The organism is Commensalibacter sp. B14384M2 (assembly GCF_016101865.1).
Taxonomy (GTDB): Bacteria; Pseudomonadota; Alphaproteobacteria; order Acetobacterales; family Acetobacteraceae; genus Commensalibacter; species Commensalibacter melissae.
The window spans coordinates 38,055-62,040 of the sequence record NZ_JACFPS010000002.1; the positions used below are offsets into that span (position 1 = coordinate 38,055).

Annotated in this window: 21 protein-coding genes and 2 tRNA genes; all 23 read right to left on the reverse strand. The window is 39.2% G+C overall.

Features of this window, described 5'->3' with window-relative positions:
- Positions 1 to 107: 107 nt before the first annotated feature.
- Positions 108 to 3,539 (reverse strand): DNA polymerase III subunit alpha, encoded by a 3,432-nt coding sequence (gene dnaE / locus H3R33_RS04005; protein WP_198184950.1) that lies wholly within the window; start codon positions 3,537 to 3,539, stop codon positions 108 to 110.
- A gap of 16 nt (positions 3,540 to 3,555) precedes the next feature.
- Positions 3,556 to 4,245, reverse strand: a complete 690-nt coding sequence (locus tag H3R33_RS04010) for an ABC transporter ATP-binding protein (protein ID WP_198184949.1) — start codon at positions 4,243 to 4,245, stop codon at positions 3,556 to 3,558.
- A complete protein-coding gene (locus tag H3R33_RS04015) occupies positions 4,238 to 5,497 on the reverse strand; it encodes a lipoprotein-releasing ABC transporter permease subunit (RefSeq protein ID WP_198184948.1) in 1,260 nt (419 codons plus the stop codon). The genes H3R33_RS04010 and H3R33_RS04015 overlap by 8 nt, the downstream gene beginning before the upstream one ends.
- 7 nt (positions 5,498 to 5,504) lie before the next feature.
- On the reverse strand, positions 5,505 to 6,827 hold the full coding sequence (gene proS / locus H3R33_RS04020; protein WP_198184947.1) for a proline--tRNA ligase: 1,323 nt from the start codon (positions 6,825 to 6,827) through the stop codon (positions 5,505 to 5,507).
- 71 nt (positions 6,828 to 6,898) lie between these two features.
- The gene (locus tag H3R33_RS04025; protein WP_122123508.1) at positions 6,899 to 8,542 is read right to left on the reverse strand and encodes a ribonuclease J; all 1,644 of its coding nucleotides are present in this window, start codon (positions 8,540 to 8,542) and stop codon (positions 6,899 to 6,901) included.
- Positions 8,543 to 8,566: 24 nt separating this feature from the next.
- Entirely contained in the window at positions 8,567 to 9,337 is a 771-nt protein-coding gene (locus H3R33_RS04030; protein WP_198184946.1) for a type III pantothenate kinase, read from the reverse strand.
- 3 nt (positions 9,338 to 9,340) lie between these two features.
- The gene (locus tag H3R33_RS04035; RefSeq protein ID WP_198184945.1) at positions 9,341 to 10,096 is read right to left on the reverse strand and encodes a biotin--[acetyl-CoA-carboxylase] ligase; all 756 of its coding nucleotides are present in this window, start codon (positions 10,094 to 10,096) and stop codon (positions 9,341 to 9,343) included.
- An 18-nt stretch (positions 10,097 to 10,114) separates the two neighbouring features.
- Complete coding sequence (gene nuoN / locus H3R33_RS04040) at positions 10,115 to 11,539, reverse strand: NADH-quinone oxidoreductase subunit NuoN (protein WP_198184944.1); 1,425 nt, start codon at positions 11,537 to 11,539, stop codon at positions 10,115 to 10,117.
- A gap of 26 nt (positions 11,540 to 11,565) precedes the next feature.
- Positions 11,566 to 13,503 (reverse strand): NADH-quinone oxidoreductase subunit L, encoded by a 1,938-nt coding sequence (nuoL, locus tag H3R33_RS04045; RefSeq protein ID WP_198184943.1) that lies wholly within the window; start codon positions 13,501 to 13,503, stop codon positions 11,566 to 11,568.
- 4 nt (positions 13,504 to 13,507) lie between these two features.
- Positions 13,508 to 13,828, reverse strand: coding sequence for an NADH-quinone oxidoreductase subunit NuoK (gene nuoK / locus H3R33_RS04050; RefSeq protein ID WP_110438948.1), 321 nt, complete (start codon positions 13,826 to 13,828; stop codon positions 13,508 to 13,510).
- Positions 13,825 to 14,559, reverse strand: a complete 735-nt coding sequence (locus H3R33_RS04055; protein ID WP_198184942.1) for an NADH-quinone oxidoreductase subunit J — start codon at positions 14,557 to 14,559, stop codon at positions 13,825 to 13,827. The genes nuoK and H3R33_RS04055 overlap by 4 nt, the downstream gene beginning before the upstream one ends.
- A gap of 76 nt (positions 14,560 to 14,635) precedes the next feature.
- Positions 14,636 to 15,124 carry an NADH-quinone oxidoreductase subunit NuoI gene (nuoI, locus tag H3R33_RS04060; protein ID WP_198184941.1) on the reverse strand — a complete coding sequence of 163 codons (489 nt, stop codon included), beginning with the start codon at positions 15,122 to 15,124 and terminating at the stop codon, positions 14,636 to 14,638.
- The gene (gene nuoH / locus H3R33_RS04065) at positions 15,124 to 16,149 is read right to left on the reverse strand and encodes an NADH-quinone oxidoreductase subunit NuoH (RefSeq protein WP_122123501.1); all 1,026 of its coding nucleotides are present in this window, start codon (positions 16,147 to 16,149) and stop codon (positions 15,124 to 15,126) included. The genes nuoI and nuoH overlap by 1 nt, the downstream gene beginning before the upstream one ends.
- Positions 16,150 to 16,153: 4 nt before the next feature.
- Positions 16,154 to 18,217, reverse strand: a complete 2,064-nt coding sequence (gene nuoG / locus H3R33_RS04070; protein WP_198184940.1) for an NADH-quinone oxidoreductase subunit NuoG — start codon at positions 18,215 to 18,217, stop codon at positions 16,154 to 16,156.
- Between the two features lie 9 nt (positions 18,218 to 18,226).
- Entirely contained in the window at positions 18,227 to 19,549 is a 1,323-nt protein-coding gene (gene nuoF, locus H3R33_RS04075) for an NADH-quinone oxidoreductase subunit NuoF (protein WP_155568028.1), read from the reverse strand.
- On the reverse strand, positions 19,543 to 20,178 hold the full coding sequence (locus H3R33_RS04080; protein ID WP_155580337.1) for an NAD(P)H-dependent oxidoreductase subunit E: 636 nt from the start codon (positions 20,176 to 20,178) through the stop codon (positions 19,543 to 19,545). Before H3R33_RS04080 ends, nuoF begins: the two co-directional genes overlap by 7 nt.
- A 6-nt stretch (positions 20,179 to 20,184) precedes the next feature.
- Positions 20,185 to 21,435 carry an NADH-quinone oxidoreductase subunit D gene (locus tag H3R33_RS04085; RefSeq protein ID WP_155565359.1) on the reverse strand — a complete coding sequence of 417 codons (1,251 nt, stop codon included), beginning with the start codon at positions 21,433 to 21,435 and terminating at the stop codon, positions 20,185 to 20,187.
- Between the two features lie 24 nt (positions 21,436 to 21,459).
- Positions 21,460 to 22,128 carry an NADH-quinone oxidoreductase subunit C gene (locus tag H3R33_RS04090; RefSeq protein ID WP_347401040.1) on the reverse strand — a complete coding sequence of 223 codons (669 nt, stop codon included), beginning with the start codon at positions 22,126 to 22,128 and terminating at the stop codon, positions 21,460 to 21,462.
- Positions 22,121 to 22,696 carry an NADH-quinone oxidoreductase subunit B family protein gene (locus tag H3R33_RS04095; RefSeq protein WP_155565358.1) on the reverse strand — a complete coding sequence of 192 codons (576 nt, stop codon included), beginning with the start codon at positions 22,694 to 22,696 and terminating at the stop codon, positions 22,121 to 22,123. Before H3R33_RS04095 ends, H3R33_RS04090 begins: the two co-directional genes overlap by 8 nt.
- Positions 22,697 to 22,734: 38 nt before the next feature.
- Complete coding sequence (gene ndhC, locus H3R33_RS04100) at positions 22,735 to 23,100, reverse strand: NADH-quinone oxidoreductase subunit A (RefSeq protein ID WP_122123496.1); 366 nt, start codon at positions 23,098 to 23,100, stop codon at positions 22,735 to 22,737.
- 207 nt (positions 23,101 to 23,307) lie between these two features.
- A tRNA-Asp gene (locus tag H3R33_RS04105) sits at positions 23,308 to 23,385 on the reverse strand.
- 72 nt (positions 23,386 to 23,457) lie between these two features.
- Positions 23,458 to 23,533, reverse strand: a tRNA-Val gene (locus H3R33_RS04110).
- An 89-nt stretch (positions 23,534 to 23,622) separates the two neighbouring features.
- A complete protein-coding gene (locus tag H3R33_RS04115; RefSeq protein ID WP_110438938.1) occupies positions 23,623 to 23,910 on the reverse strand; it encodes an HU family DNA-binding protein in 288 nt (95 codons plus the stop codon).
- Positions 23,911 to 23,986: the final 76 nt, after the last annotated feature.

Here is a 23,986-nt window from a genome sequence, read left to right on the forward strand (position 1 = left end):
CTGATTAAACCTATTGTAAAATATTAATGACCATTTATCATTTATGATGTTATAACCAGCTCGGTTAACAAATTATTTCAAAAAATTTTATTATAATTTTTTATTTTTTAGAATTGATCTACTTTTTCAACGCCATTGATCACTTTGATATGCTGTGCAAGAACGGGTGATACATTATAGTATCCTGGTAATAAAATTTCCACCTCTTGTTGCTGAACAAGATTGGGAATTAATATGATTTTACCATTGCCTTTCTGCGTATTTTCCAACAATTTTGAAATTGTTTCTACAGCTTGAACGTCATCAACCCATATTTTGAGTTCCTTGACCAAACCGGATATCGATGTTTCAAGATCTTCCACGTGATTTGCCGTTATACGCAAATTTTCTGCATCCAATCTTAAATCAACCGTTACGATAACCATTTTACCAGCTACAAGCAAATCACGAAAACGGGTCAAACTTTCAGAAAAAAAAGTTATCTCACAGGCTCCAGTTTTATCCGATAATCCAACCCAAGCCATTTTGGTACCTTTACGGGTAGGACGTTCCTTACAATTTAATATACAGCCAGCAAGTTTAATTCTTCCTTCTCCGGAACGAGCAATTGTTTCGAGATTATTTATCGGTTGTATTCCCAATTTGATCAGTAAAGACCTAAATGAATCTAGTGGATGGGCTGTCATATGATAGCCTATTGCCTCAGCTTCCATAGTTAACCGTTCAATTTCAGGCCATTCAGCCACACTGTTAATTTTTAACGGTTCTGCCATATGCGCTGTGGCATTTTGAAATAATCCAATTTGGCCGCTTGATTTTTCCTCTTTTCGTGCATGGGCTCTCCGTAAAATAACTTCAGCTGATGCAAAAACCTTATGTCTGTTATTTTCGATTGAATCAAATACGCCCGCCTTGGCAAGATTTTCGAGTTGCCCCTTATTTAAATTCTGATAATCAATGCGTTCGGCAAAATCTGCAAGATTTTTGAAATCCCGACCATCCCGATCATGAACCAAGGCTTCCATGGCGCTAAAACCCGCTCTTTTAACCGCAGCTAATGCATAGCGTATAGCCAAACTGCCATCAGGTTGTTTCTCAATTTCAAAATCAGCACCGGATTTGTTGATATCAGGAGGCAAGACAGAAATACCAATTCTTTTCGCCTCTTGTCGAAGAATGGCTAATTTATCTGTCTTTTCTCGTGCCAGTGACATACACGCGGCAAAAAAAGCCACTGGATAATTCGCTTTCATCCATGCTGTCTGATAAGAAACCAGAGCATAAGCAGCAGCGTGGGATTTATTGAATCCATAATCAGCAAACCGCGCCATCAAATCAAATATCTCTATCGCTTTTTGCCGATCAATACCATTTTTAGTTGCACCTTCAGTAAAAATCTCACGCTGCTTATCCATCTCGGAACGAATTTTCTTACCCATTGCTCGACGTAAGAGATCCGCCCCCCCAAGACTATAATTAGCTAATCTCTGGGCAATTTGCATGACCTGTTCTTGATAGACCATGATGCCATAAGTCTCTTCAAGAATATCCCTTATTTTTTCATGCGGTGATTGCCATTCCTCTCCATGCTTACGTCGACAATAATCGGGAATATTGGCCATCGGACCCGGTCGGTACAAAGCGACAGCAGCAATCAGATCCTCTATACGACTGGGCTGCATTTGACGCAAAACATCACGCATCCCGGCGCCTTCAAATTGAAAAACGCCTCCGGATTCACCTCGACTCAACATTTCATAAGTCAGGGTATCATCAAGCGGAATTTTCGAAAGATCAATATGTTGTCCCAACTTTTCCAGCATTTTAACGGCTCGCTGCAAAATCGTCAGGGTGGTTAATCCTAAAAAGTCAAATTTAACCAACCCAACCTGTTCGACAAATTTCATATTATATTGCGTAACAAGCATATCACTTTTCGGATCACGATAAAGCGGCACAAGTTCAACCAGCGGACGGTCCCCTATGACCACACCCGCTGCATGCGTACCTGCATGACGGTATAATCCCTCCAACTGCAAAGCCACTTGTAAAAGACGATGTATATTTTCATCTGTTGCCTGCATTTCCTGCAATCTAGGTTCAGTTTCAATGGCCTGTTTCAAGGTAACAGGATGGGCGGGATTGTTTGGTATGAGTTCAGCAACCTTATTGACCATTCCGAAAGGAAATCCAAGAACACGACCAACATCACGAACAGCAGCACGCGCAGCCAATTTTCCGAAAGTTATAATCTGTGCCACCTGATTGGTTCCATAGGCTTGTCTTACATATTCAATGACTTCATCTCGCCGGTCTTGACAAAAATCGATGTCAAAATCCGGCATTGAAACACGTTCAGGATTTAAAAAGCGCTCAAACAGCAAATTAAAGCGCAAAGGATCCAAATCAGTAATCGTCAATGCCCAGGCCACCAAGGATCCTGCCCCAGATCCCCTTCCCGGTCCGACAGGAATATCATGTTCCTTGGCCCACTGAATAAAATCAGCAACTATAAGAAAATAACCTGAAAACCCCATATTCTTGATAATATTTATTTCGTAATCAAGACGATCTACATATTTCTGGCGATGATCTTGTGTAAGATCGCATATGGATATCAAACGTTTTTCCAGACCTGTTTTTGCCATATGTTCAAGCGTATCCTCGGCCGTTGTCCCCGCCTTGATTTTTCTACTATGTGGCAGCATCGGTTTTCTTGTTTCTATTTTCACTGCACACCGTTTTGCGATTTCAATCGTGTTACTGCATGCTTCAGGAAGATCCGAAAACAGATTACACATCATTTCCGGAGGCTTGAACCAGTGTTCAGGTGTAACTCTCCAACGATCCTGTATATCAACAGTGCATCCCTGCGCAATACAAATTAGCGCATCGTGCGCCTCGTACAATTCAGGAGTCGGAAAAAAACATTCATTTGTTGCTACAAGGGGTAAGCCATACCGGTCTGCCAGATCGATTAAACCTGGCTCAACCGATTTTTCCTCAGCCAGATTATGACGTTGCAATTCAACAGCCAAACGCCCTGGAAAAGCTTTTGCAAACTGTTCAAGCAACATAGATGCATGCTTTTCCTGACCTTCAGATAATAATTGAAATATAGGCCCCCGTGTTCCACCAGTTAAAAGAATCAAACCCTCTGAATGTTCATATATTGTATCTACATTGACAAAGGGATCCGATGGATCTCCATTTAGAAAACCTTCTGATGAAAGAAATTGTAGATTCAACAATCCAATATCATTTTGGGCCAACAAAACAATTGGCCAATTTGTAATATGACGCGGTTGCTCACCTAAAACGGGAATACCGATCTGAGATCCAATAATCGGCTGTATGCCTGCTTCAACACAAGTTTTTGAAAATTCTAATGCCCCAAACAGATTTCCTGTATCCGTAATTGCGATAGCTGGCATGTTCATTGTCTTGGCCAGCTTAACCATTTGAGGTATGCGAATAGCCCCCTGACTTAGTGAATATGCAGAATGGCTACGAAGATGGATAAAAGAGGCAAGAGACATCTATTTTTATACCTTATTATAAATGACAAGGAATTATTTTGCCCTCATGCAAGGTAACAACCCGATCCATTTTGGTGGCTAGGCAATGATTATGAGTAACGATCAAAGCTGTCAAACCTTCACTACGTACAACCTGTAACAGCAAATTAAAAACATGCTCGGAATTCTTTTCATCTAAATTTCCCGTTGGTTCATCCGCCAATAGAATTTTTGGTGAATTTACCAAAGCCCGTGCAATTGCAACCCGCTGTTTCTCTCCACCAGACAACTTTCCTGGGTAATGATCGACACGATGACCAAGACCAAATTTCTTTAACCAGTCCCTACCTATATTTACCGCTTTCGTTTTAGAACGCCTTGCCATCAATTGTGGTATCAAAACATTTTCCAAGGCAGTAAATTCAGCTAGCAAATGATGAAACTGATAAACAAATCCTATCGAATTTAATCTTAATTGCGTTCTTTCCCGATCATTCAATCTGGATGATTTTCGACCTTGAATAATAATTTCGCCCTTTTGGGGTTTTTCAAGCAATCCTGCAATATGCAACAAGGTTGATTTACCCGTACCAGAAGGAGCAATCAGGGCAACAATTTCACCATGGTTGAGCGTAAAATCAGCATTGTGCAAAATTTGAAGGTTCTCATCACCATTTTTATAGGCATGTGAAATTTTATCTAACTGAAGGACAACTTGATTATTCATTTCTCAATGCCTCAACTGGATCCGTTTTTGCCGCTTTCCAAGATGGGTATAATGTGGCCAGTAAAGAAAGGAACAGAGCCATTGACACAACCTGTATCACATCTGACCAATCTAACTTAGCCGGCAAATGTTCAAGATAATAAACCTCAGGATTAAATAGATTAGTTCCCGTGATTTTTTGCAAACCCTGACGTATATGTTCTATATTTTTACAAAATAAAATTCCCAATATAGTACCTATCAATGTCCCTGTTACCCCAACAGATGCCCCGCACATCAGGAATATCCGCATTATCGCACCACGTGATGCCCCCATGGTTCTAAGTATGGCAATATCACGTGTTTTATCCTTGACCATCATAATCAAAGAGGATATGACGTTAAAAGCAGCAACCAAGATAATTAACGCCAGAATAAGAAACATCACATTCTGTTCAACTTGCACTGCTCCAAAAAAAGCATTGTTGCTCTGAGTCCAATCGACAAATTTCAGATTATCATTTCTAAACGAATTCTCAAGTTGATGCGTAACAGCTTGAATATGGGTTGAATCATTCGAGAATATCTGGATCCCTGTTACCTCATCATCAAGCTGAAAATATTTCTGTGCTGCCCGCATCGGTAAAAAAACATAACTGGAATTATATTCATGCATACCAGAATCAAAAATACCAATAATTCTATAGGATTTGATTCTGGGAATATTACCCATTACTGTTGCGGACCCTTTAGGTGAAATTAAAGTTAACCTTGAACCAACTCCCAGATTTGCTTGCTCAGCAAGAGTTTCACCAATAATGATGACATCATCGCCTTGAAATTGTTTCAAAACTGTTGGATCAAGGGTTTTACTAATGACCTTGAGTTTTTCCAAACCAGAAGCTGTCATTCCCCTAACCATTCCACCAGAGTTGAAATTTCCAGCACTTATCAACACTTGTCCTTCAATAAAGGGAATGGCTGATGTAATATGGGGCATTTGTTCAATTCTGTTGGATAAATTATTATATCCCCCTAAAGAGGTTGGCCCATCATAAGATTGACTGTATACACTCAAATCTCCATTCAAGCCTAGTATACGTCCCAATAAATCAGCCTTGAAACCGTTCATAACAGCCATAACGACTATTAATGTTCCAACACCCAAGGCTATTCCTATCAATGAAAAAATAGCTATTATTGAAACAAAACGCTCACCTTTTCTTGCACGAAGATATCGTTTTGCAACCATTCTTTCAAAAGAGCCAAACATAAATCCATTACCCTTGATAAGAGGAAATATAATGCATCACCTGTTCTATAGATACTTCCGTTCTTTCGCCGGTTTCACGACGTTTAATCTCGACAACATTATTACCTATTCCTCTTGGACCGATAATAATTTGCCAAGGGTGCCCCATCAAATCAGCATCTGCAAATTTCACTCCTGCCCGTTCATCACGATCATCATATAACAACTGTTCTTGATCCATTTTATACAATGCTTCACAAGCATCCTTACAAGCTTGATTCTTCAATCCCAAATTAATAATCACGGCTTTGAAAGGAGCAATAGCATCTGGCCATATTATCCCCTGATCATCATGTGATGATTCAATTATTGCCCCGACAAGACGGGAAACCCCAATACCGTAAGAACCCATGTGAGGATTTATTTTGTCACTATCAGGCCCTATCACAGAAACATTCATTGCCTCTGTATATTTTGTTCCAAAATAGAAGATTTGACCCACCTCAATTCCACGTCCTTCACAGCGTCTGGATTCTGGAACTTTTTGCCACTCATTCTGATCATGTTTTTCATCAGTGGCGGCATAAAATCGTGTCATACGTTGGAAGAAAGCGGCCAAGGATTCCTTATCATTTGTATCAACCGGCATTTCAAGCCAGTTCTGTTCCGTGAAATCAGAATCAAAATAGATCCCGCTTTCACCCGTAGGTGCCAGAATAATAAATTCATGGCTTAAGTCCCCGCCTATCGGACCTGTATCAGCCAACATTGGAATTGCTTTCACACCAATTCTTTGAAATGTCCTGAGATAAGAAAGCATCATTTTATGATAGGTTACAACGGCATCTTCATAATTAAGATCAAAACTGTATCCATCTTTCATATAGAATTCCCGTCCGCGCATCACACCGAAACGTGGACGAATTTCATCCCTGAACTTCCACTGAATTTGGTATAAAAGCTGTGGAAGTTCTTTATAGGATTTTATAAATTGTCCAAATATATCCGTTATCATTTCTTCATTCGTGGGACCATATAAAAGATCACGTTTGTGACGATCAACAATACGAAGCATTTCCGGTCCATAAGCATCATAACGCCCAGAACGTTTCCATAAATCCGCCGATTGCAAAGTTGGCATCAAAACTTCCTGTGCATTGATAGCATTTTGTTCTTCCCTCACAATTCTCGATATATTGTCAAGAACTCTCAAACCCAAGGGCAGCCATGCATAAATGCCAGAAGACATTTGCCGAACCATCCCTGTTCTTAACATGAGACGATGAGAGATAATTTGAGCTTCAGCTGGATCTTCTTTTAAAGTTGGAAGAAAACTGGACGATAGACGCATATTTATCCTATTAAAACCATATTTTTATGAAACATTACAATCGATTAATATTACTCAATATCAATAGAATATCACAACCGTATGACGTGAACCTCGATAAGCGGTTTTTTACCAAGCTTACGCCCTAGAATACGTCTTAGTATTGATTTCGATTTGTCAATTAATTCTTCGTCATTCAACCGAACTGTTCTTGGCAATTGTTCAATTGCATCGGCAAAATTATCAATAATCAGATCACAATCATCATACTGATCCAGTAAACCGGGCGCGCTTATATTTGGATCACTCAACAACATACCCTCATCATCCACTGCAAAACTTGCAACAATAACACCGTTATAAAGCATGCGTCGACGTGCCGCCAATACGTTCCCATCTATGGATAAAAGCCTGTTTCCATCAACCGTCAAGCGGCCATAAGGTACACTATTTACAATTTTGGTTGGTCCTGGTGCCAATTGAATGATATCTCCATCCTCAAGCAGGATAGGTTCAGAGTTACAAGACTTGGCAATTTCCGCCTGTGCATTCAAATGAATCCACTCACCATGAACAGGAATGCCGTATTTTGGTTTTACCAGTTTATATAATTCTGTAACTTCATCATGACTGGCATGTCCTGAAACATGAACCAAATGATCTACGGATGTTATTACCCTGACCCCGCGACGCACCAGATTATCCTGTACACGCATGATTGCCAATTCATTACCGGGAATTGTACGACTGCTGTAAATAACAGTATCTCCAACACCAAAAGATATATGTTGATGTGTATCATAGGAAATACGGGTTAAGGCTGATCTTTCCTCACCTTGACTTCCCGTAATAATGAATACAACATTTTCCTGATCAATTTCATTCATATTCTGTTCCGTATAAAACGGAGGAATATCACGAAAATATCCATTTTCACGTGCTGCAATTTCAATATTCTGCAAAGAGCGGCCAATAATTACCACAGGGCGATTTGCCTGTTTTGCTGCATAAGCAATCGTCTCGATCCTTGAGACATTACTTGCGAAACAAGTTACTGCAACTCTTCCCCTGATATTGGCAATAAGATCAACCATGCTTTTTCTGACGGCACCCTCTGATTCAGGCGCACGTCTGACAATCGCATTCGTACTATCACAAATCATTGCCAAAACACCTTCATCACCTATCTCGGCAAATTTTGAAAGATTTGTTGGATGACCTATTACAGGATCAGGATCGAATTTCCAGTCACCTGTATGTAATACTGTTCCATAAGGAGTGCGAATTACAACACTTTGCGCTTCAGGTATAGAATGCGTTACAGGTATAAATTCCAGATCAAATTCCCCAATTCTGATACGGGCTCCAATATCAATCAGATGAATTGTGACATCATTCAGTAAGTTAGCCTCTCTCAATTTTCTTCTAATAATTGAAGCGGCAAACGATGTTGCATAGATTGGACACTCCAATGCTTCCCAAAGATATGTTATCGCACCGATATGATCTTCATGTGCGTGAGTGATAACCAATCCTAACAAACTATCTTTATATCGAATAATGAACTCAGGATCAGGCACCAGAATATCGGCTTCCGGCATGTCGTTACCACTAAAACCAATGCCACAATCAAATGCAAGCCATGACCCATTAAGACGATATAAATTAAAATTCATACCAATTTCACCTGTTCCTCCTAAGGGAAGAAAGGCAAAATCGTTTGCAGTTTCATTCATGTTTATCCTTTTTTATTATTTTTACTATGATGTTTTATTACGATTTGCAAGCAATCTTAAACCTTCTAACGTTAATTCCAGACTAATTTTTTCAAAAATATCGGTACCTTCTGCCAATAAGGATGCCAATCCGCCTGTTCCTATAACACGATAGGAACAATTAGCTTCGGCTCCAATCCTTTTTATGATACCCTCAATAAGACCTATATATCCCCAATATATACCTGATCGCATTGCGTTAACTGTTTCTTTACCTATCACGGAAATGGGTTTCGTTATACCGATCTTTGGTAGTCGAGCTGCGGCTTTATGTAGAGATTCCAAAGATAAAGTAAGACCGGGTGAAATAATTCCTCCGCAATAATTTCCTTTTTCATCAATAACATCAAATGTTGTGGCTGTCCCTAGATCCACAACAATTAAAGGACCCCCAAATAAAGTATGAGCTGCTAGGCCATTTAGCAAACGATCAACACCCACTTCATGAGGGTTATCAATTAAAATTTTGAATCCCCAATCCAGATCAGATGAAGCGATAAGAGGTTCGACGCCAAACCATTGTCGACACAATAATCTCAATTGATATAAAATCGGGGGAACAACAGTACCAATGATAATGTTGTCAATCTGATCAGTTTTTATCCCACGTGCTTGCAGTAAAATAAGTAATGTCGCGGCGTATTCATCTGATGTATGATTGGGAATAGTACTCATTCGCCATGAACCCACCCATTTTTCACCATTATGTATAGCAAATACAACATTGGTATTGCCCGCATCAATGACCATTAACACGCTTTAACAATCCTGAGAATTATCTAACCAAAAAACTTCACCTGTAGAGAAACTTCGCATTTCCTTTACAGTTTGTAATAATAGTAACCCATGTTCATCAATACCACAATAAATTCCTTCCCAACTATTTTGCTGTAAATTTACAGTTAATTTTGAATTTAAAGGTATTGATTTCTCTATCCATGCCTCACGTATAATTTTTTCCTGATCATTTGTTAAAAAATTTATCCAGTAATCAAAATAATATATAATTTTCTCTGATAACTCTTTTGCTAAGGGTGGTTTAATTACAAAATCTTTTAAACAACCCAATTTTCTATTCAAATCAGGATAACTATTGATATTGACACCAAAACCCATAACCAACCATTCTAATTGGCTGGTCTTGGAAATATTGCTTTCAATTAGAATTCCACCAATTTTCCTGTTTTTATACAATAGATCATTAGGCCATTTAATAAATAATTCATGATCGACTTTGCTGTAAAATCTTACAGCATCATAAAGAGATAATGCTGCAACAAACGGAATCCAATTCAATTTTATATTCGATGATCTTGGCCAATATAATAAAGAAAAAGCTAAATTACCCTGAGGTTCGATCCATTTGCGCCCACGGCTTCCCCGTGGTGATGACTGAGAGTCAGCCAAAACAGCCAGATTTGTTTTATGTCCTGATCTGGCCATCTCAATGCAGTGATCATTGGTAGACGATAACGTGGAATAATGTTCAAATTTCCAGAACCTTCTTTTTTCCACGTTTAGACACTTGAATGATTAATTAAACAAAGATTTAGCCGCAATGCGTCCAACATGCATCATTGGGCCCATAAATATGATAAAAATTACCGTTAACGCGCTCATACCAAAGGACATAAAAGAAATTGATAATGAACGATGATCAAGTTGTCCATGAGATTTATCCATGAAGATGATCTTGACAATCCTAAGATAGAAAAAAGCACTTAAAACGCTGGCAACAATTCCAACTGTTGCAAGTACATATAAATGCACCTGAATAGCTGCCCAAAAAACCATAAATTTACCAAAGAATCCTGCAAGTGGCGGAACACCTGCCATACTAAACATGAAAATTGCCATAGCAACCGCTATGCCCGGATCACTTTTACCAAGTCCGGCCAAATCATTTATGTTTTCTACAACCTTACCTTTTCGTGTCATAGATGTAATCACGGCAAAAGTTCCGACATTCATGAAAAGATAAGTTGTCAAGTAAATGATCGTTCCCAAAACGCCATTTGAATTTCCTGCGGCTAATCCAACCATTGCATATCCCATATGTGCAACTGAAGAATAAGCCATCATTCTTTTAATATTTAATTGAGATATAGCACCAATACTTCCAATAATTATGGATAACAATGATATAACTTCAATCAAAAACTGCCATTGATAGGATAGGGTTCCAAAAGGTCCCGTCATTAACCGTAAAAATAATGCAAAAGCTGCAAATTTTGGCGACGTCGAAAGAAAGGTTGTAACAGGCGTTGGAGCACCTTGGTAAACATCCGGTGTCCACATATGAAAAGGTACTGCAGAAATTTTAAAGCATATTCCGATTAAAACAAAAACCAGTCCCACGACAAAACCCATATTATTATAATTTGCCGCTGCGATGGCTTTATGAACATTGTTATATTCCATACTTCCAGCTACGCCATAAAGCATTGAAATACCATAAAGTAAAATTGCAGACGCGACTGATCCCAAAATGAAATATTTTATCCCAGATTCAGCTGATAACGGATTGTTACGATCAATTGCACATAAAATATATAACGATAACGAAGATAACTCCAGTCCAAGATACAGGCTCATAAGATTATTGGAGGAGACCATAACCATTGCACCGACCGTGGAAAAAATAATCAACGCTATAAATTCAAAATATGTTGTTTTATTTTTTTTATTAAAATCCAAGGACAAAATAATTGTTAATAAACCTGCAATAAGAACCAGCAATTTCATGTAACGGGAAAATTCATCATTTACAAATAACCCGTAATATGCCAACCCATTTGCATTGGTTAACGTTAAAAATCCCGCGGCAATAAATATTGCCGTGGAAAAAATGGCAGAGGGAAAAAAGGAATTTTCCTCTTTTTGCAGCGCCCCGAATAACAATATAATAAGACCACCAATTGTTAATACAATTTCTGGAATAGCAAGCGTCCAATTCATCGGATTTATCCTGACTTAACTTAATATCATTGATAGATCAGGAAAGTGGCGACGATAACCACCAACCCAATTGCCATGGTAAAAGCATATAAAGCAAAAGAACCATTTTGAATCCAGGATATCCCTTTGGCAGAACGATTTGTAAATTGCGCCAGTATGACAGGAAATTCCTGGATAATATCTTTTTCACCAATTTTCCATAATGCCTTAGACAAAGCTGCATAAGGACGGATAATTATTACATCGTAAAGTTTATCAAAATACCATGCATTTAATAGAAAACGGTAAAACCCCTTCATTGACTGAGCTAATGATATAGGGATATTCGGATTAACAATATAACATAAATAAGCGATTAAAATACCCAGTATACCAAGTATAAGTGGCATTAATGCAATAATTGCAGGTGTATGTTGTTCAATAATCATATGCAAATTATCTGAAACATTAACAATTGAACCTCCCCAAAATATAACTTGTTGAGAACCTATATAATAAGGATATAGGATAATGCCTCCAATAATTGATGAAACACCAAGTATGATCATGGGTAAAGTCATAGAGAAAGGAGATTCTTTTGCATGATCATAATTTTCCTTATGTTTTGGTTTTCCATGGAACACAAGAAACAACATCCGCCAGCTATATAGGCTTGTAAGAAACGCAGTTAATAACAATACAACCCAAGCCGCATATCCCAAGGAAGATTGGGTTGCCCAAACAGCTTCCAGAATGGCATCTTTTGACCAGTAACCTGCAAATGGATATATTCCACCCAATGCTAAACAACCTATCCACATCAATATGCAAGTCAAAGGTAATTTTTTATACAATCCACCCATCTTGAACATATCCTGTTCATCATGAAGCGCGATAATCACTGATCCCGCACCAAGAAACAACAATGCCTTGAAAAAAGCGTGTGTCGTTAAATGGAATACTGCAATTTGATAGGTTCCCACACCAACTGCGACAAACATATATCCAAGCTGAGAACAGGTTGAATAAGCAATGGATTTCTTAATATCTGATTGTACCAAAGCAACAGAACCGGCAAATAATGCTGTTAATGATCCTATAACAATAATGAATATCTTAACATGTGGAGCCAATTCAACCAGGGGTGACATTCTTGCCATCAAGAATACACCTGCTGTCACCATAGTTGCGGCATGAATAAGTGCGGAAACTGGCGTTGGTCCTTCCATTGCATCCGGTAACCATACATGAAAAAACAATTGGGCAGACTTTCCCATGGCCCCGACAAATAGCAGGAATGCAATAATTTCATATATCTGGAAATCAAAACCCAATAAATGATAATGCAGTTGAACTAAATCAGGTAATTTTTGAAATATTTCATTATAAAAAACCGAACCGGTCGTGATAAAAAGCAAACTAATGCCTACGAGAAAAAATAGATCCGCAATACGATTTACAACAAAAGCCTTGATTGCGGCTGATATAGCTGCTGGACGCATATACCAGTATCCAATAAGTAAATAACTGCATAAACCTACCCCTTCCCAGCCAAAAAACAATTGAACCAGATTATTAGAGGTAATCAAGGCAATCATACTGAATGTAAATAAAGATAAATATGCAAAAAAACGATAAGTTGGCATCGTGTCATGCGACATGTATCCCATACTATAGATATGGATTAACAAGGATATGCTTGATACCATCGTCAACATGGCGACAGACAAACTGTCCAGTTTCAAATACCAGTTAATGTGAAAATTACCGGCATTGATCCACTCCATGAAATGAACAACTTGACTATCCATATGATTGGCAAAAAATTGCCAAGTTACAAGCCATGCACATGTAACCGATATGGACATTCCAAGAATAGAAATAAACTTCGCAAATGAATCACCGATTATCCGCCCCATTAACCCAGCGCATAAAAAACCAGCCAAGGGTGAGATAACAGCTGTAATAAATAATGATGATGTCATTTCTTTACCCCTTCATCATCATCGTATCTTGCACTTCCACCGACCGACGATTACGATAAAATACCATAATGATGGCAAGTCCGATGGCAGATTCTGCAGCGGCGACTGTAAGGCTAAACATAACCATAATCTGCCCTGTTAAATTACTATATAAAGAAGAGAATGCAATTAAATTAAGATTTGCAGATAAAAGCATCAATTCAATAGACATCAATATAACAATTAAATTCTTCCGATTGGCAAAAATACCAAACAGACCAATTGAAAATAAAATACCACTGACAATCATATAGGGAGCAAGCCCCACAGAATTTAAAATATTCATTTCATTTGCTCCCTTTGTTGTCTTTTTTCAGTAATATCGGTTTTATCACCAGGTTTTGGACCGAAGGAATCCTCTTGTGCAACACCATAATAAGTCTCTTTGGGACGAAGGAAACCGCCAATATCCTGAATGCTTTTATTCAAGGGCACATCACGAATTTCCAGAGTTTGGCTCGGTTCGCGCATATGTTGGCGCATAATGTTCTGTCTACGGTTTTTAGAATTTTTATGCAGGGTCAAGACAATTGCCCCGATCATTGCAACAAGCAGGATTAATCCACAAACCTGGAATAACAAAACATAATGCGTATATAAAATACCCCCCAATGCTTTGGTATTCGGAATATCATACAACGCAGAATTTTGACCCCTGCTTATCAATTCAGGATCAATATGCCAATGGATGGCAATCATAATAAATTCAACGACAAGAATAAAAGCAATGATACAACCCGCAGGCATGTAACGCTGCATTCCTTCCTTTAACTGGACCAGCTCTATTTGCATTGTCATTACAATAAACATAAACAGAACCATGACTGCACCAGCATATATGGCTATCAAAAGTATAGCCAAAAATTCGGCACCGGCCAGCATAAACAATCCAGCGGCATTACAGAATGCAAGAATTAGAAATAGGGCTGCATGAACTGAATTTCGAACAAAAACAACCATAGATGCTGATAGTAGCAAAATTATTGCGAAAATATAGAAAAGAATAATCGGTGTCATTATCCTAATTCCTGATCAAAGATCTTTATAAGACCCGATATATAAATTAATTTATTCATTTTAAATGTTTCCTGCCTCACCGATATGGAGCATCCTGCTCCAGTCTCAATGCCAAGGCACTTTCCCATTGATCCCCATTGGACAATAATTTGCTTTTGTCGTACATCAACTCTTCCCGGGTTTCAGTGGCGAATTCGTAATTGGGTCCTTGAACAATCGCGTCAACAGGACATGCTTCCTGACATAACCCGCAATAGATGCATTTTGTCATATCTATATCATACCGGGTAGTTCTTCTCGAACCATCACTCCGCTCTTCAGCCTCAATGGTAATTGCTTCAGCCGGACACGTTGCTTCACACAATTTGCACGCAATGCAACGCTCTTCTCCATTGGCATAACGACGCAAGGCATGCTCCCCTCTAAACCGTGGTGAGAGAGGACTTTTTTCATAGGGATAATTGATTGTTGCCTTCGGTTTGAAGAAATATCGTAGTGTTATTCCCAGTCCTGTCAACAATTCTGATAATAAAAAAGACCGTGCGGTTCTATCAATAAAACCCATTAACCAGCTCCTCCATATATCCCTACGCCGGTTACCATTACAAACGCAGCGGTAAGCACAACCCATATTAATGAAAAGGGTAAGAATATTTTCCAGCCTAATCGCATTAACTGATCATAACGGTATCTTGGAAACGCGCTTCTTACCCATATAAAACAGAATAGACAAAATAAAACTTTAATTATCATCCAGAAAGGTGCAGGTATCCAGGTAAACGGCACACAATCAAAGGGTGGCAACCATCCACCTAAAAATATGATGCTGGTAATTGCAGACATCAAAATCATGTTACCATATTCGGCCAGAAAAAATAATCCGAAGGCCATTGAGGAATATTCCACAAAAAAACCTGCCACCAGTTCACTTTCTCCAACTGAAAAATCAAAAGGTGGACGATTGGTTTCAGCTAAACATGAAATAAAGAAAATAATGAACATGGGAAACATTGGCAGAAAAAACCAGACATGTTTTTGTGCCAGGACAATATCGTTCATATTTGCACTACCAACAAGCAACAGTACGGAAACGATAACAAGTCCAATCGAGACTTCATAAGATATCATCTGTGCCGTGGCACGCATGGCCCCCAATAAAGAGTATTTCGAATTCGAGGCCCAGCCGGCCAACAGAGTTCCGTAAACACCCAAGGAGGAAATCGCCAATAGGTAAAGGATACCAATATTAAGATTTGCAACAGCCCAACCATCATTCACGGGAATTACCGCCCATGCGAATAGGGACAATGTAAAGACTAGAATTGGCGCGACAAAAAACAAGACCCGATTTGCCTTGGCAGGAATGATCGTTTCCTTAAAAATCATTTTAACCGCATCGGCAAAGGGTTGCAGCAAACCGAAAGGACCAACAACATTCGGACCTTTACGAAGCATAATTGCAGCCAAAACTTTACGTTCCAACCAAGTCAAATAAGCGACACCGACAAGCACTGGAACCAATAGTGCCAGTGTTTTTAATATAATCAGGATAACTGATCCGAGTAATGTATGAAAAAAGAAATGTTCCATGATATCACTCCGCAGCTTTTGCCGATGAATTAGCACCACGTGTTTTTGAACATTCATGCATTGTGAGGCTGGCTCTACTGATTGAATTCGTTAAGAAATAATCTGAAATAATCGCCCTAAAAGATTGTTTTTCAATGTTTTTTTCTGAAATATTTATGGAAGAACACATCTGGTTTCTAACTACTCCCTTTTCCTTAAATACAGGATAGGCCTGTGCCAGGCAAGTTCTTAACTCATATAAATTGGAATAAGGAAGATCAATATTCATTGATTGGGCAATTTCTGAAATAATTTTCCAATCTTCCTTGGCATTTCCAGGAGGTAAAATCGCCCTGTTACCCTGCTGAATTCTGCCTTCAGTATTAACATAAATACCTGATTTTTCTGTATAAGCGGCTCCAGGTAAAATAATATCAGCACGTTTGGCAGACTGATCTCCATGATGTCCCTGATAAATCACAAAGCAATCGGCAGCCAATTTTGAAAGATCAATTTCATCTGCATCAAGCAACCACAAAAGATCTGTGCCACCCGTAACCATCGAGCGTACATCTTGTGAATCCGATTTAGGATAAAATTCCATATCCAGACCCGCAACACGAGCGGCTGCATGATGAAGGACATTGAATCCATTCCAATTTTCGGTTACGGCACCAATTTTATGAGCCAAAGCCAAGGTTTTTTCAAATATTAATTTTGCATCTTCACGAACCAATGCCCCATGTCCAATAATAATCATTGGGCGTTTCGCATTATTCAAAATTTTGTTAAAGGCAAGCTCATTTCGTAACAATGAATCAATTAAAGTTGGATCTTCTCCTAAATTCTCAATTTTATACGTAGGATCATCAATAAGTTCACCTATAAATGCAATTGGGAATTGTTCGGTAAGAGACAACCATCTTTTACGAATACGGGCATTCAACACAGGTGCCTCTTGACGTGGAAAAGCACCTATCATCAATAAAGCATCAGCCTGCTCAATTCCTGCAATCGTACTATTGAAAACATAATGTCCACGATAAGAGGTATCGTAATATGCCCCATCTTGACGACAATCTAAATTGCTGACTCCAAGATCGTTCATCAAATTTTTTAATGCGAACATGCTTTCTGCATCACATAAATCCCCTGCAATGACGCCTATACGTTCTTTTTTCGTAGATTTTAATTTTTGGGAAACAACCTGAACTACCTCATTCCATGAAGTTTCGACAAGTTTGCCTTCTTTCCTTATCCATGGTCGATCCAGACGCCGCCGTTTCAAACCATCCAGAGAGAAACGACCCTTATCAGCAAGCCAACTTTCATTAACATCATCATTTTGACGGGGGAGAATTCTCAAAACCTCACTTCCTCGCACTTGTAAAGTTATATTCGTTCCCACAGAATCCATCACATCAATTGAATCAGTATTTTTCAGTTCCCACGAACGGTAACGGAACGCGGTTGGTTTGGCCGTTAAAGCCCCAACAGGGCAAACATCAATAAGATTTCCTGAAAGTTCTGTATTGATACCCTCTTCAAGAAAGGGGGTGATTTCTAGATTGGTACCCCGGTTGATTCCGCCAAGCTCTGCCGTACCAGCGATTTCATTCATAAAACGAATACAACGTGTACATTGAATGCAACGTGTCATGACAGTGCGAACCAAGGGTCCGAGATACTTATCAGTAACTGCCCTTTTTTCGTCCCTGAATCGTGAACATTCACGTCCATAACCTACTGCCTGGTCCTGTAAATCACATTCACCACCCTGATCGCAAATAGGACAATCCAAGGGATGATTGATTAATAACAGTTCCATCGTACTGCGACGCGCTGCCCTGACCATTTCTGTGTCGGTCAAAACCTGCATTCCATTCATTACTGGCTGTGAGCATGATGAAACCAGAGGTTTACGAGAACCGGTTATCTCAACCATACACATTCTGCAGTTTCCAGCCACAGAAAGTTTTTCATGATAACAAAAACGAGGGATTTCCTTTCCTGCTGCCTCACAGGCCTGTAATACTGAAGAACCATTGGGAACATCCACAGGAATACCATCAACGATAACTTTTACCATAATTCCTTCCTATCCCAATACCGGCGTTCCAACAGGCACCTGGACCTGAACAGCACCACCATGGGTTTTCTTATAATCCATAATTCTTTGTTCCATCATTGGACGGAAATTACGAATTAATGCTTGCACAGGCCAGGCAACAGACATACCCATTGCACAGATTGTTGTGTTTTCAATCTGTTTCGTTACATCCATCAACATATCAATTTCTTCTATTTCTGCACGTCCCTCTGTCATTCTCTTCATGACCTTCAGCACCCAATTGGATCCTTCCCGACATGGAGTGCACTGACCACAGCTTTCATGTTTATAGAACTGAGAAATACGTGTAATCGCCCTAATAAGATCCGTTGATTTATCCATCACAACTATGCCAGCCGTTCCCAACCCGGATCCAACTTCACGCATACCGTCAAAATCCATTATAACGGTATCACACACTTCCTTGTTCAGCATGGGCATTGACGTACCACCCGGAATAACAGCTAAAAGGTTATCCCATCCACCACGTACACCCCCGCCATGACGTTCAATAATTTCCTTCAAGGGCAATCCCAATGCCTCTTCAAATACACAGGGGGTTTGAATATGACCCGAAATCGCCATTAGTTTTGGACCAGTATTGTTTTTACGCCCTATACTTGAAAACCAAGCGGCTCCTCTACGCATTATTGTAGGGGTTACCGAAATGCTTTCAACATTATTGATCGTGGTCGGACAACCATATAATCCCTTACCCGCTGGGAAAGGTGGCTTCAGACGCGGCTGCCCCTTTTTGCCTTCAAGACTTTCAAGCTGGGCTGTTTCCTCACCACAAATATATGCGCCTGCACCGCGATGAATATAAAAATCAAAATCCCAACCACTACCACAGGCATTTTTACCGATCAATCCCGCTTCATATGCCTCGTCAATGGCAACTTGCAGTCTGTTGGCTTCATTGTAATATTCACCACGAATATATATGTAGGCAACATGCGCGCCTATCGCAAAAGAGGCAAGCAATGCACCTTCAACAATTTTATGAGGCTCATGACGTAAAACTTCCCTGTCCTTGCAAGTACCAGGCTCTGATTCATCCCCATTAATTACCAGATAATGAGGTAAGGGACCATCCCCTTTGGGCATAAACGACCATTTTAGACCTGTAGAGAAACCTGCGCCACCACGTCCCCTTAACCCTGAATCAATTACCTCTTTAACGATTTTTTCACGTCCCAAAGATAAAATAGCCTTTGTATTATCCCAATCACCCCGTTTACGAGCACCTGCCAATTTCCAGTCATCCTGACCATGCAAATTGACATAAATACGGTCTTTAGATTCTAGCATCGTTTTTTGGCCTTTGAATTATCTGATAAGGAATGATCTTGACGCAAAGGAGCCGAATTCAAACGATTTAATGCAGATCCTGGAGGCGGTTTTTCCCCTCTTCTCAATGCATTAATTAACTCAATGGTTTTTGGACCATTCATGTCTTCATAATAATCATGATCAACCTGTAGAATAGGCGCATTTGCACAGGCACCCAAACATTCAACCTCGGAAAGCGTGAACAATCCATCTTCACTGGTTTGACCAAATTCCCTGATGCCTGTCGCTTTTTTACAGGCTTCAACCACTTCATCCGATCCCCTCAACCAGCATGGTGTTGTTCCACAAACTTGCAAATGATATTGCCCTATGGGTTCGAGGTTAAACATTGTATAAAATGTGGCAATTTCAAATACCCTCACAGGAGAAATTTCCAGACGTTTTGCAACAGCAGCCATGGCCGCCTTTGGCACCCAAGCACTTTTGGTCAAACGTTTCATCTGATCTTGAACGATATATAATAAAGGTATAACAGCACTTGCTTTTCTCCCTGTCGGATATTTTGCAAGCACCTTCTCTATCTGCATTTCACTTTCTTTATCAAAAGTGAAGTCAGATGGCTCAATATTCATTTTACTTTCTGACATTACACCCTATCTATCCACTTCACCAAAAACCAAATCCAACGAACCAATAATTGCAACCATGTCAGCCAACATATATCGATGGGATAATTCATCTAATGCTTGAAGATGCGAAAAACCTGTCGGACGTATTTTACAACGATAAGGTTTGCTTCCGCCATCCGCCACAAGATATACCCCAAATTCACCTTTTGGACTTTCAACAGCAGTATAGGTTGTGCCTGCAGGAACATGAAATCCTTCACTATAAAGTTTGAAATGATGAATCAATGCCTCCATTGAATGTTTCATATCTTTGCGTTTTGGAGGTGAGATTTTATTATCTTCAGTCTTAATTGGACCAGGTTTTATCTTGCTTAGGCATTGCTCAATTATTTTGGCGCTCTCGCGCATTTCAACAACACGAATCAAATACCGATCATAACAATCCCCTTGCCGAGCAACAGGAATTTTAAAATCAACTTTATCATAATTATCATAGGGTTGGGATCGCCGCAAATCCCATGCAACTCCCGATGCTCGCAAACATGGACCAGAAAATCCCCATGACAATGCATCTTCAGTTGTACAGATTCCAATTCCAACAGTTCGCTGTTTCCAGATACGGTTTTCTGTTAACAATCCTTCAATATCATCAATTAATTTTGGAAAATCTCTAACCCATTTTCCAATTTTCTCTTCCATACCTGCGGGCATATCCTTAGCCACACCCCCATGCCTAAAATAATTCGCATGAAAGCGGGCGCCAGATACACCTTCATAAAATTCCATTAATTTTTCGCGCTCTTCATAAGCCCACAATGCAGGTGTCATCGCCCCACAATCGAGACCCATGGCAGTCACGTTCAGTAAATGATTTAATATACGGGTTATTTCGGCAAACAGAACTCTTATCCATTTTGCACGATCGGGAACATCAATCCCCAACAATTTTTCTGTAGCAAGAACATAGGCATGTTCCTCGCTCATTGGAGAGGCATAATCCAAACGGTCAAAATAAGGCAGTCCCTTATGATAAGCCTTGTGCTCCAGTAATTTTTCTGTTCCACGATGTAATAAACCAATATGCGGAGTTGCCCTTTTAACAACTTCACCCTCTAACTCCATTACAACACGCAACACACCATGAGCAGAAGGATGTTGTGGACCAAAATTAATCGTGTGCGTATCACCTGATAAAACATGAGATATATTCTGAGAAATTTCAGATTTCACCTGTGATGTTTTATCGGTTACCCCTTCTTGTATAATTTCACTCATCAAATATCCTTTTACCGTTTAATCCTATATAGAATACGGTTTAATATTTTGACGCTTCTCATGAATCTTTTCGTCACCAGGAAGTGTTACAATACCTTCCCAGGGTGAGTCAAAATCAAAGTCCCGCATCTCCTGTGTCAAATGGACCGGTTCATAAATTACTTTATTTTGATCAGCATCATATCTAACTTCTACATATCCTGTAACAGGGAAATCCTTTCGCAAAGGATGTCCATCAAATCCGTAATCCGTCAAAATGCGCCTCAAATCAGGCTGTCCGGAAAATAATACACCGAACATGTCATAACATTCACGTTCCCACCACGTTGCATTTTTCCATAAATGATGAACGGAGGGAACCGGTTCTTTTTCATCTGTATGAACAATGATACGAATACGCTGATTCAATGTTACAGATAAAAGATTATAGACAACATCAAATCTTTTTTGACGGTAGGGATAATCAACACCGCACAAATCCATCAATTGTTCGAATTTGCAAATGGGATGATTTTTAAGCAGAATTAACACATCAAGCAAACAGTTGAGTTTAACCAATATGATTAGTTCATCGTGATCAAACTCAGCCTTGGCAACGCCATTTGACGAAGACATGAGCATCATGCCAATCGCCTGCAAATTTGCTTTTTGACTTAAAGTTCTTTTTTTTGAATTTCCTGTAAAATTAACCACGAAGAATTGTCCCTGTACGCTTGATTTTCTTTTTCAACAACATAATACCATAAATTAATGCCTCAGCGGTTGGCGGACACCCGGGTACATAAACATCTACAGGGACAATACGATCACATCCCCTTACGACTGAATAGGAATAATGATAATATCCCCCACCATTTGCGCAGGATCCCATTGAAAGAACCCATCTTGGTTCTGACATCTGGTCATATAATCGACGTAAAGCAGGTGCCATTTTATTCGTTACCGTACCAGCCACAAGCATGACATCTGCCTGTCTGGGCGATCCCATTGGTACAACCCCCATACGATCCAAGTCATAACGTGGCATATAGGCATGAATCATTTCAACAGCACAACAAGCCAATCCAAAAGTCATTGGCCAAAGACTGCCAGTTCTTCCCCAATTGATTAATTGGTCAAGCTTGGCAACAACAAAACCTTTATTTGAAATTGCCCCCGTTATTCCTTTAATAACTGCATCCTGTTCAGATCCAGGAGGTAACGTTTCTTGATTCCAGTAAATCTGATCAGGATCAGATTTATTTGTTATTTTTATATTCATTATCTACTCGTTTTAACCGACAATGGACTTATTTTTACTTAATCCCATTCCAGTGCACCTTTGCACCATTCATACGCGAAACCTATGGTCAGGACTAAAAGAAATACAACCATAGAGAAAAAACCGAACATGCCAGTTTTAGACAGGGTCAAAGCCCATGGAAACAGAAACACCATTTCCAGATCAAATATCGTGAATAATATTCCCACCAAATAATAGCGCACGTCAAACATATGACGTGCATTTTCAAATGCCGGAAATCCGCACTCATAAGGCGTTATCTTTTCAGCATATGGTTTTTGTTTTGCACAAAATAATGCCGCACCCAACATTGCAACCGCAATTATTAAAGAAATAATCCCAAATATTAACACGGGTAAATAACTGTTTAAAATTGCCTGCATGGCTAATACTCTTTAATTTTTTATAGAAAATTAAATCATTTATCAAAAATGAACTCAATTCTTTATATCAAAGAAAAAAAAGAATTACACTGTTAATATTAAATATATTGATTTTTATTGATTATTTTAATAAATTTGATGGAACAAATTATTTTGATGAAAATTTTAGTGATTTTCTATTATTGTGCCATTATACTATAAATTAAATGGCGCGAGTGACGGGGCTCGAACCCGCGACCTCCGGCGTGACAGGCCGGCGCTCTAACCAAACTGAGCTACACCCGCGCATTATATGAAGCTTTTCTAAAAGCTCTTTAATATTTTGTCAATATTAATATTTAATAAAACATTAATTTATGGTGGGCGATGACAGGCTCGAACTGCCGACCCTCTCGGTGTAAACGAGATGCTCTACCAACTGAGCTAATCGCCCGCTCCGTTTACCGGAACAACGACTTCTTAACACTGAAGCCGTTGTGTTGTCCAGTCATTTTTTCAAAAAAAATGAACTTTTTTTTAAAATTATTTACTAACAGCTTCTTTTAACAATTTACCAGGTTTAAAACGTACTGAAGTAGATGCTGGAATCTTGATTTCTTCACCTGTACGTGGGTTACGCCCTTTGGCTGCTTTACGATGAGCAGTGACGAAACTGCCAAAACCTACAAGGCGAACCTCTTGTTTTTTTGCAAGTGTTTCTTCAATAGTACTCAATACTGCATCAATAACCTCACCTGATTTAGCTTTTGACAATTCTGTTTTTTCAGCAACAGCGGCAACAAGTTCTTGTTTATTTAGAGGTTTTTCCATTCTTTTTTCTTTCTATAATAATCACAGACTAAATTTAACTGCTAATGGATATTACATCCATATCTTAAACTATTGA

What these genes read in the sequence shown, in the direction of transcription:
- dnaE (WP_198184950.1), bottom strand. Translation starts at nt 3,539, where the DNA reads ATGTCTCTTGCCTCTTTTATCCATCTTCGTAGCCATTCTGCATATTCA.
- H3R33_RS04010 (WP_198184949.1), bottom strand. Translation starts at nt 4,245, where the DNA reads ATGAATAATCAAGTTGTCCTTCAGTTAGATAAAATTTCACATGCCTAT.
- H3R33_RS04015 (WP_198184948.1), bottom strand. Translation starts at nt 5,497, where the DNA reads ATGTTTGGCTCTTTTGAAAGAATGGTTGCAAAACGATATCTTCGTGCA.
- proS (WP_198184947.1), bottom strand. Translation starts at nt 6,827, where the DNA reads ATGCGTCTATCGTCCAGTTTTCTTCCAACTTTAAAAGAAGATCCAGCT.
- H3R33_RS04025 (WP_122123508.1), bottom strand. Translation starts at nt 8,542, where the DNA reads ATGAATGAAACTGCAAACGATTTTGCCTTTCTTCCCTTAGGAGGAACA.
- nuoN (WP_198184944.1), bottom strand. Translation starts at nt 11,539, where the DNA reads ATGAATTGGACGCTTGCTATTCCAGAAATTGTATTAACAATTGGTGGT.
- nuoL (WP_198184943.1), bottom strand. Translation starts at nt 13,503, where the DNA reads ATGACATCATCATTATTTATTACAGCTGTTATCTCACCCTTGGCTGGT.
- nuoK (WP_110438948.1), bottom strand. Translation starts at nt 13,828, where the DNA reads ATGAATATTTTAAATTCTGTGGGGCTTGCTCCCTATATGATTGTCAGT.
- H3R33_RS04055 (WP_198184942.1), bottom strand. Translation starts at nt 14,559, where the DNA reads ATGACACCGATTATTCTTTTCTATATTTTCGCAATAATTTTGCTACTA.
- nuoI (WP_198184941.1), bottom strand. Translation starts at nt 15,124, where the DNA reads ATGGGTTTTATTGATAGAACCGCACGGTCTTTTTTATTATCAGAATTG.
- nuoH (WP_122123501.1), bottom strand. Translation starts at nt 16,149, where the DNA reads ATGGAACATTTCTTTTTTCATACATTACTCGGATCAGTTATCCTGATT.
- nuoG (WP_198184940.1), bottom strand. Translation starts at nt 18,217, where the DNA reads ATGGTAAAAGTTATCGTTGATGGTATTCCTGTGGATGTTCCCAATGGT.
- nuoF (WP_155568028.1), bottom strand. Translation starts at nt 19,549, where the DNA reads ATGCTAGAATCTAAAGACCGTATTTATGTCAATTTGCATGGTCAGGAT.
- H3R33_RS04080 (WP_155580337.1), bottom strand. Translation starts at nt 20,178, where the DNA reads ATGTCAGAAAGTAAAATGAATATTGAGCCATCTGACTTCACTTTTGAT.
- H3R33_RS04085 (WP_155565359.1), bottom strand. Translation starts at nt 21,435, where the DNA reads ATGAGTGAAATTATACAAGAAGGGGTAACCGATAAAACATCACAGGTG.
- H3R33_RS04095 (WP_155565358.1), bottom strand. Translation starts at nt 22,696, where the DNA reads ATGAATATAAAAATAACAAATAAATCTGATCCTGATCAGATTTACTGG.
- ndhC (WP_122123496.1), bottom strand. Translation starts at nt 23,100, where the DNA reads ATGCAGGCAATTTTAAACAGTTATTTACCCGTGTTAATATTTGGGATT.
- H3R33_RS04115 (WP_110438938.1), bottom strand. Translation starts at nt 23,910, where the DNA reads ATGGAAAAACCTCTAAATAAACAAGAACTTGTTGCCGCTGTTGCTGAA.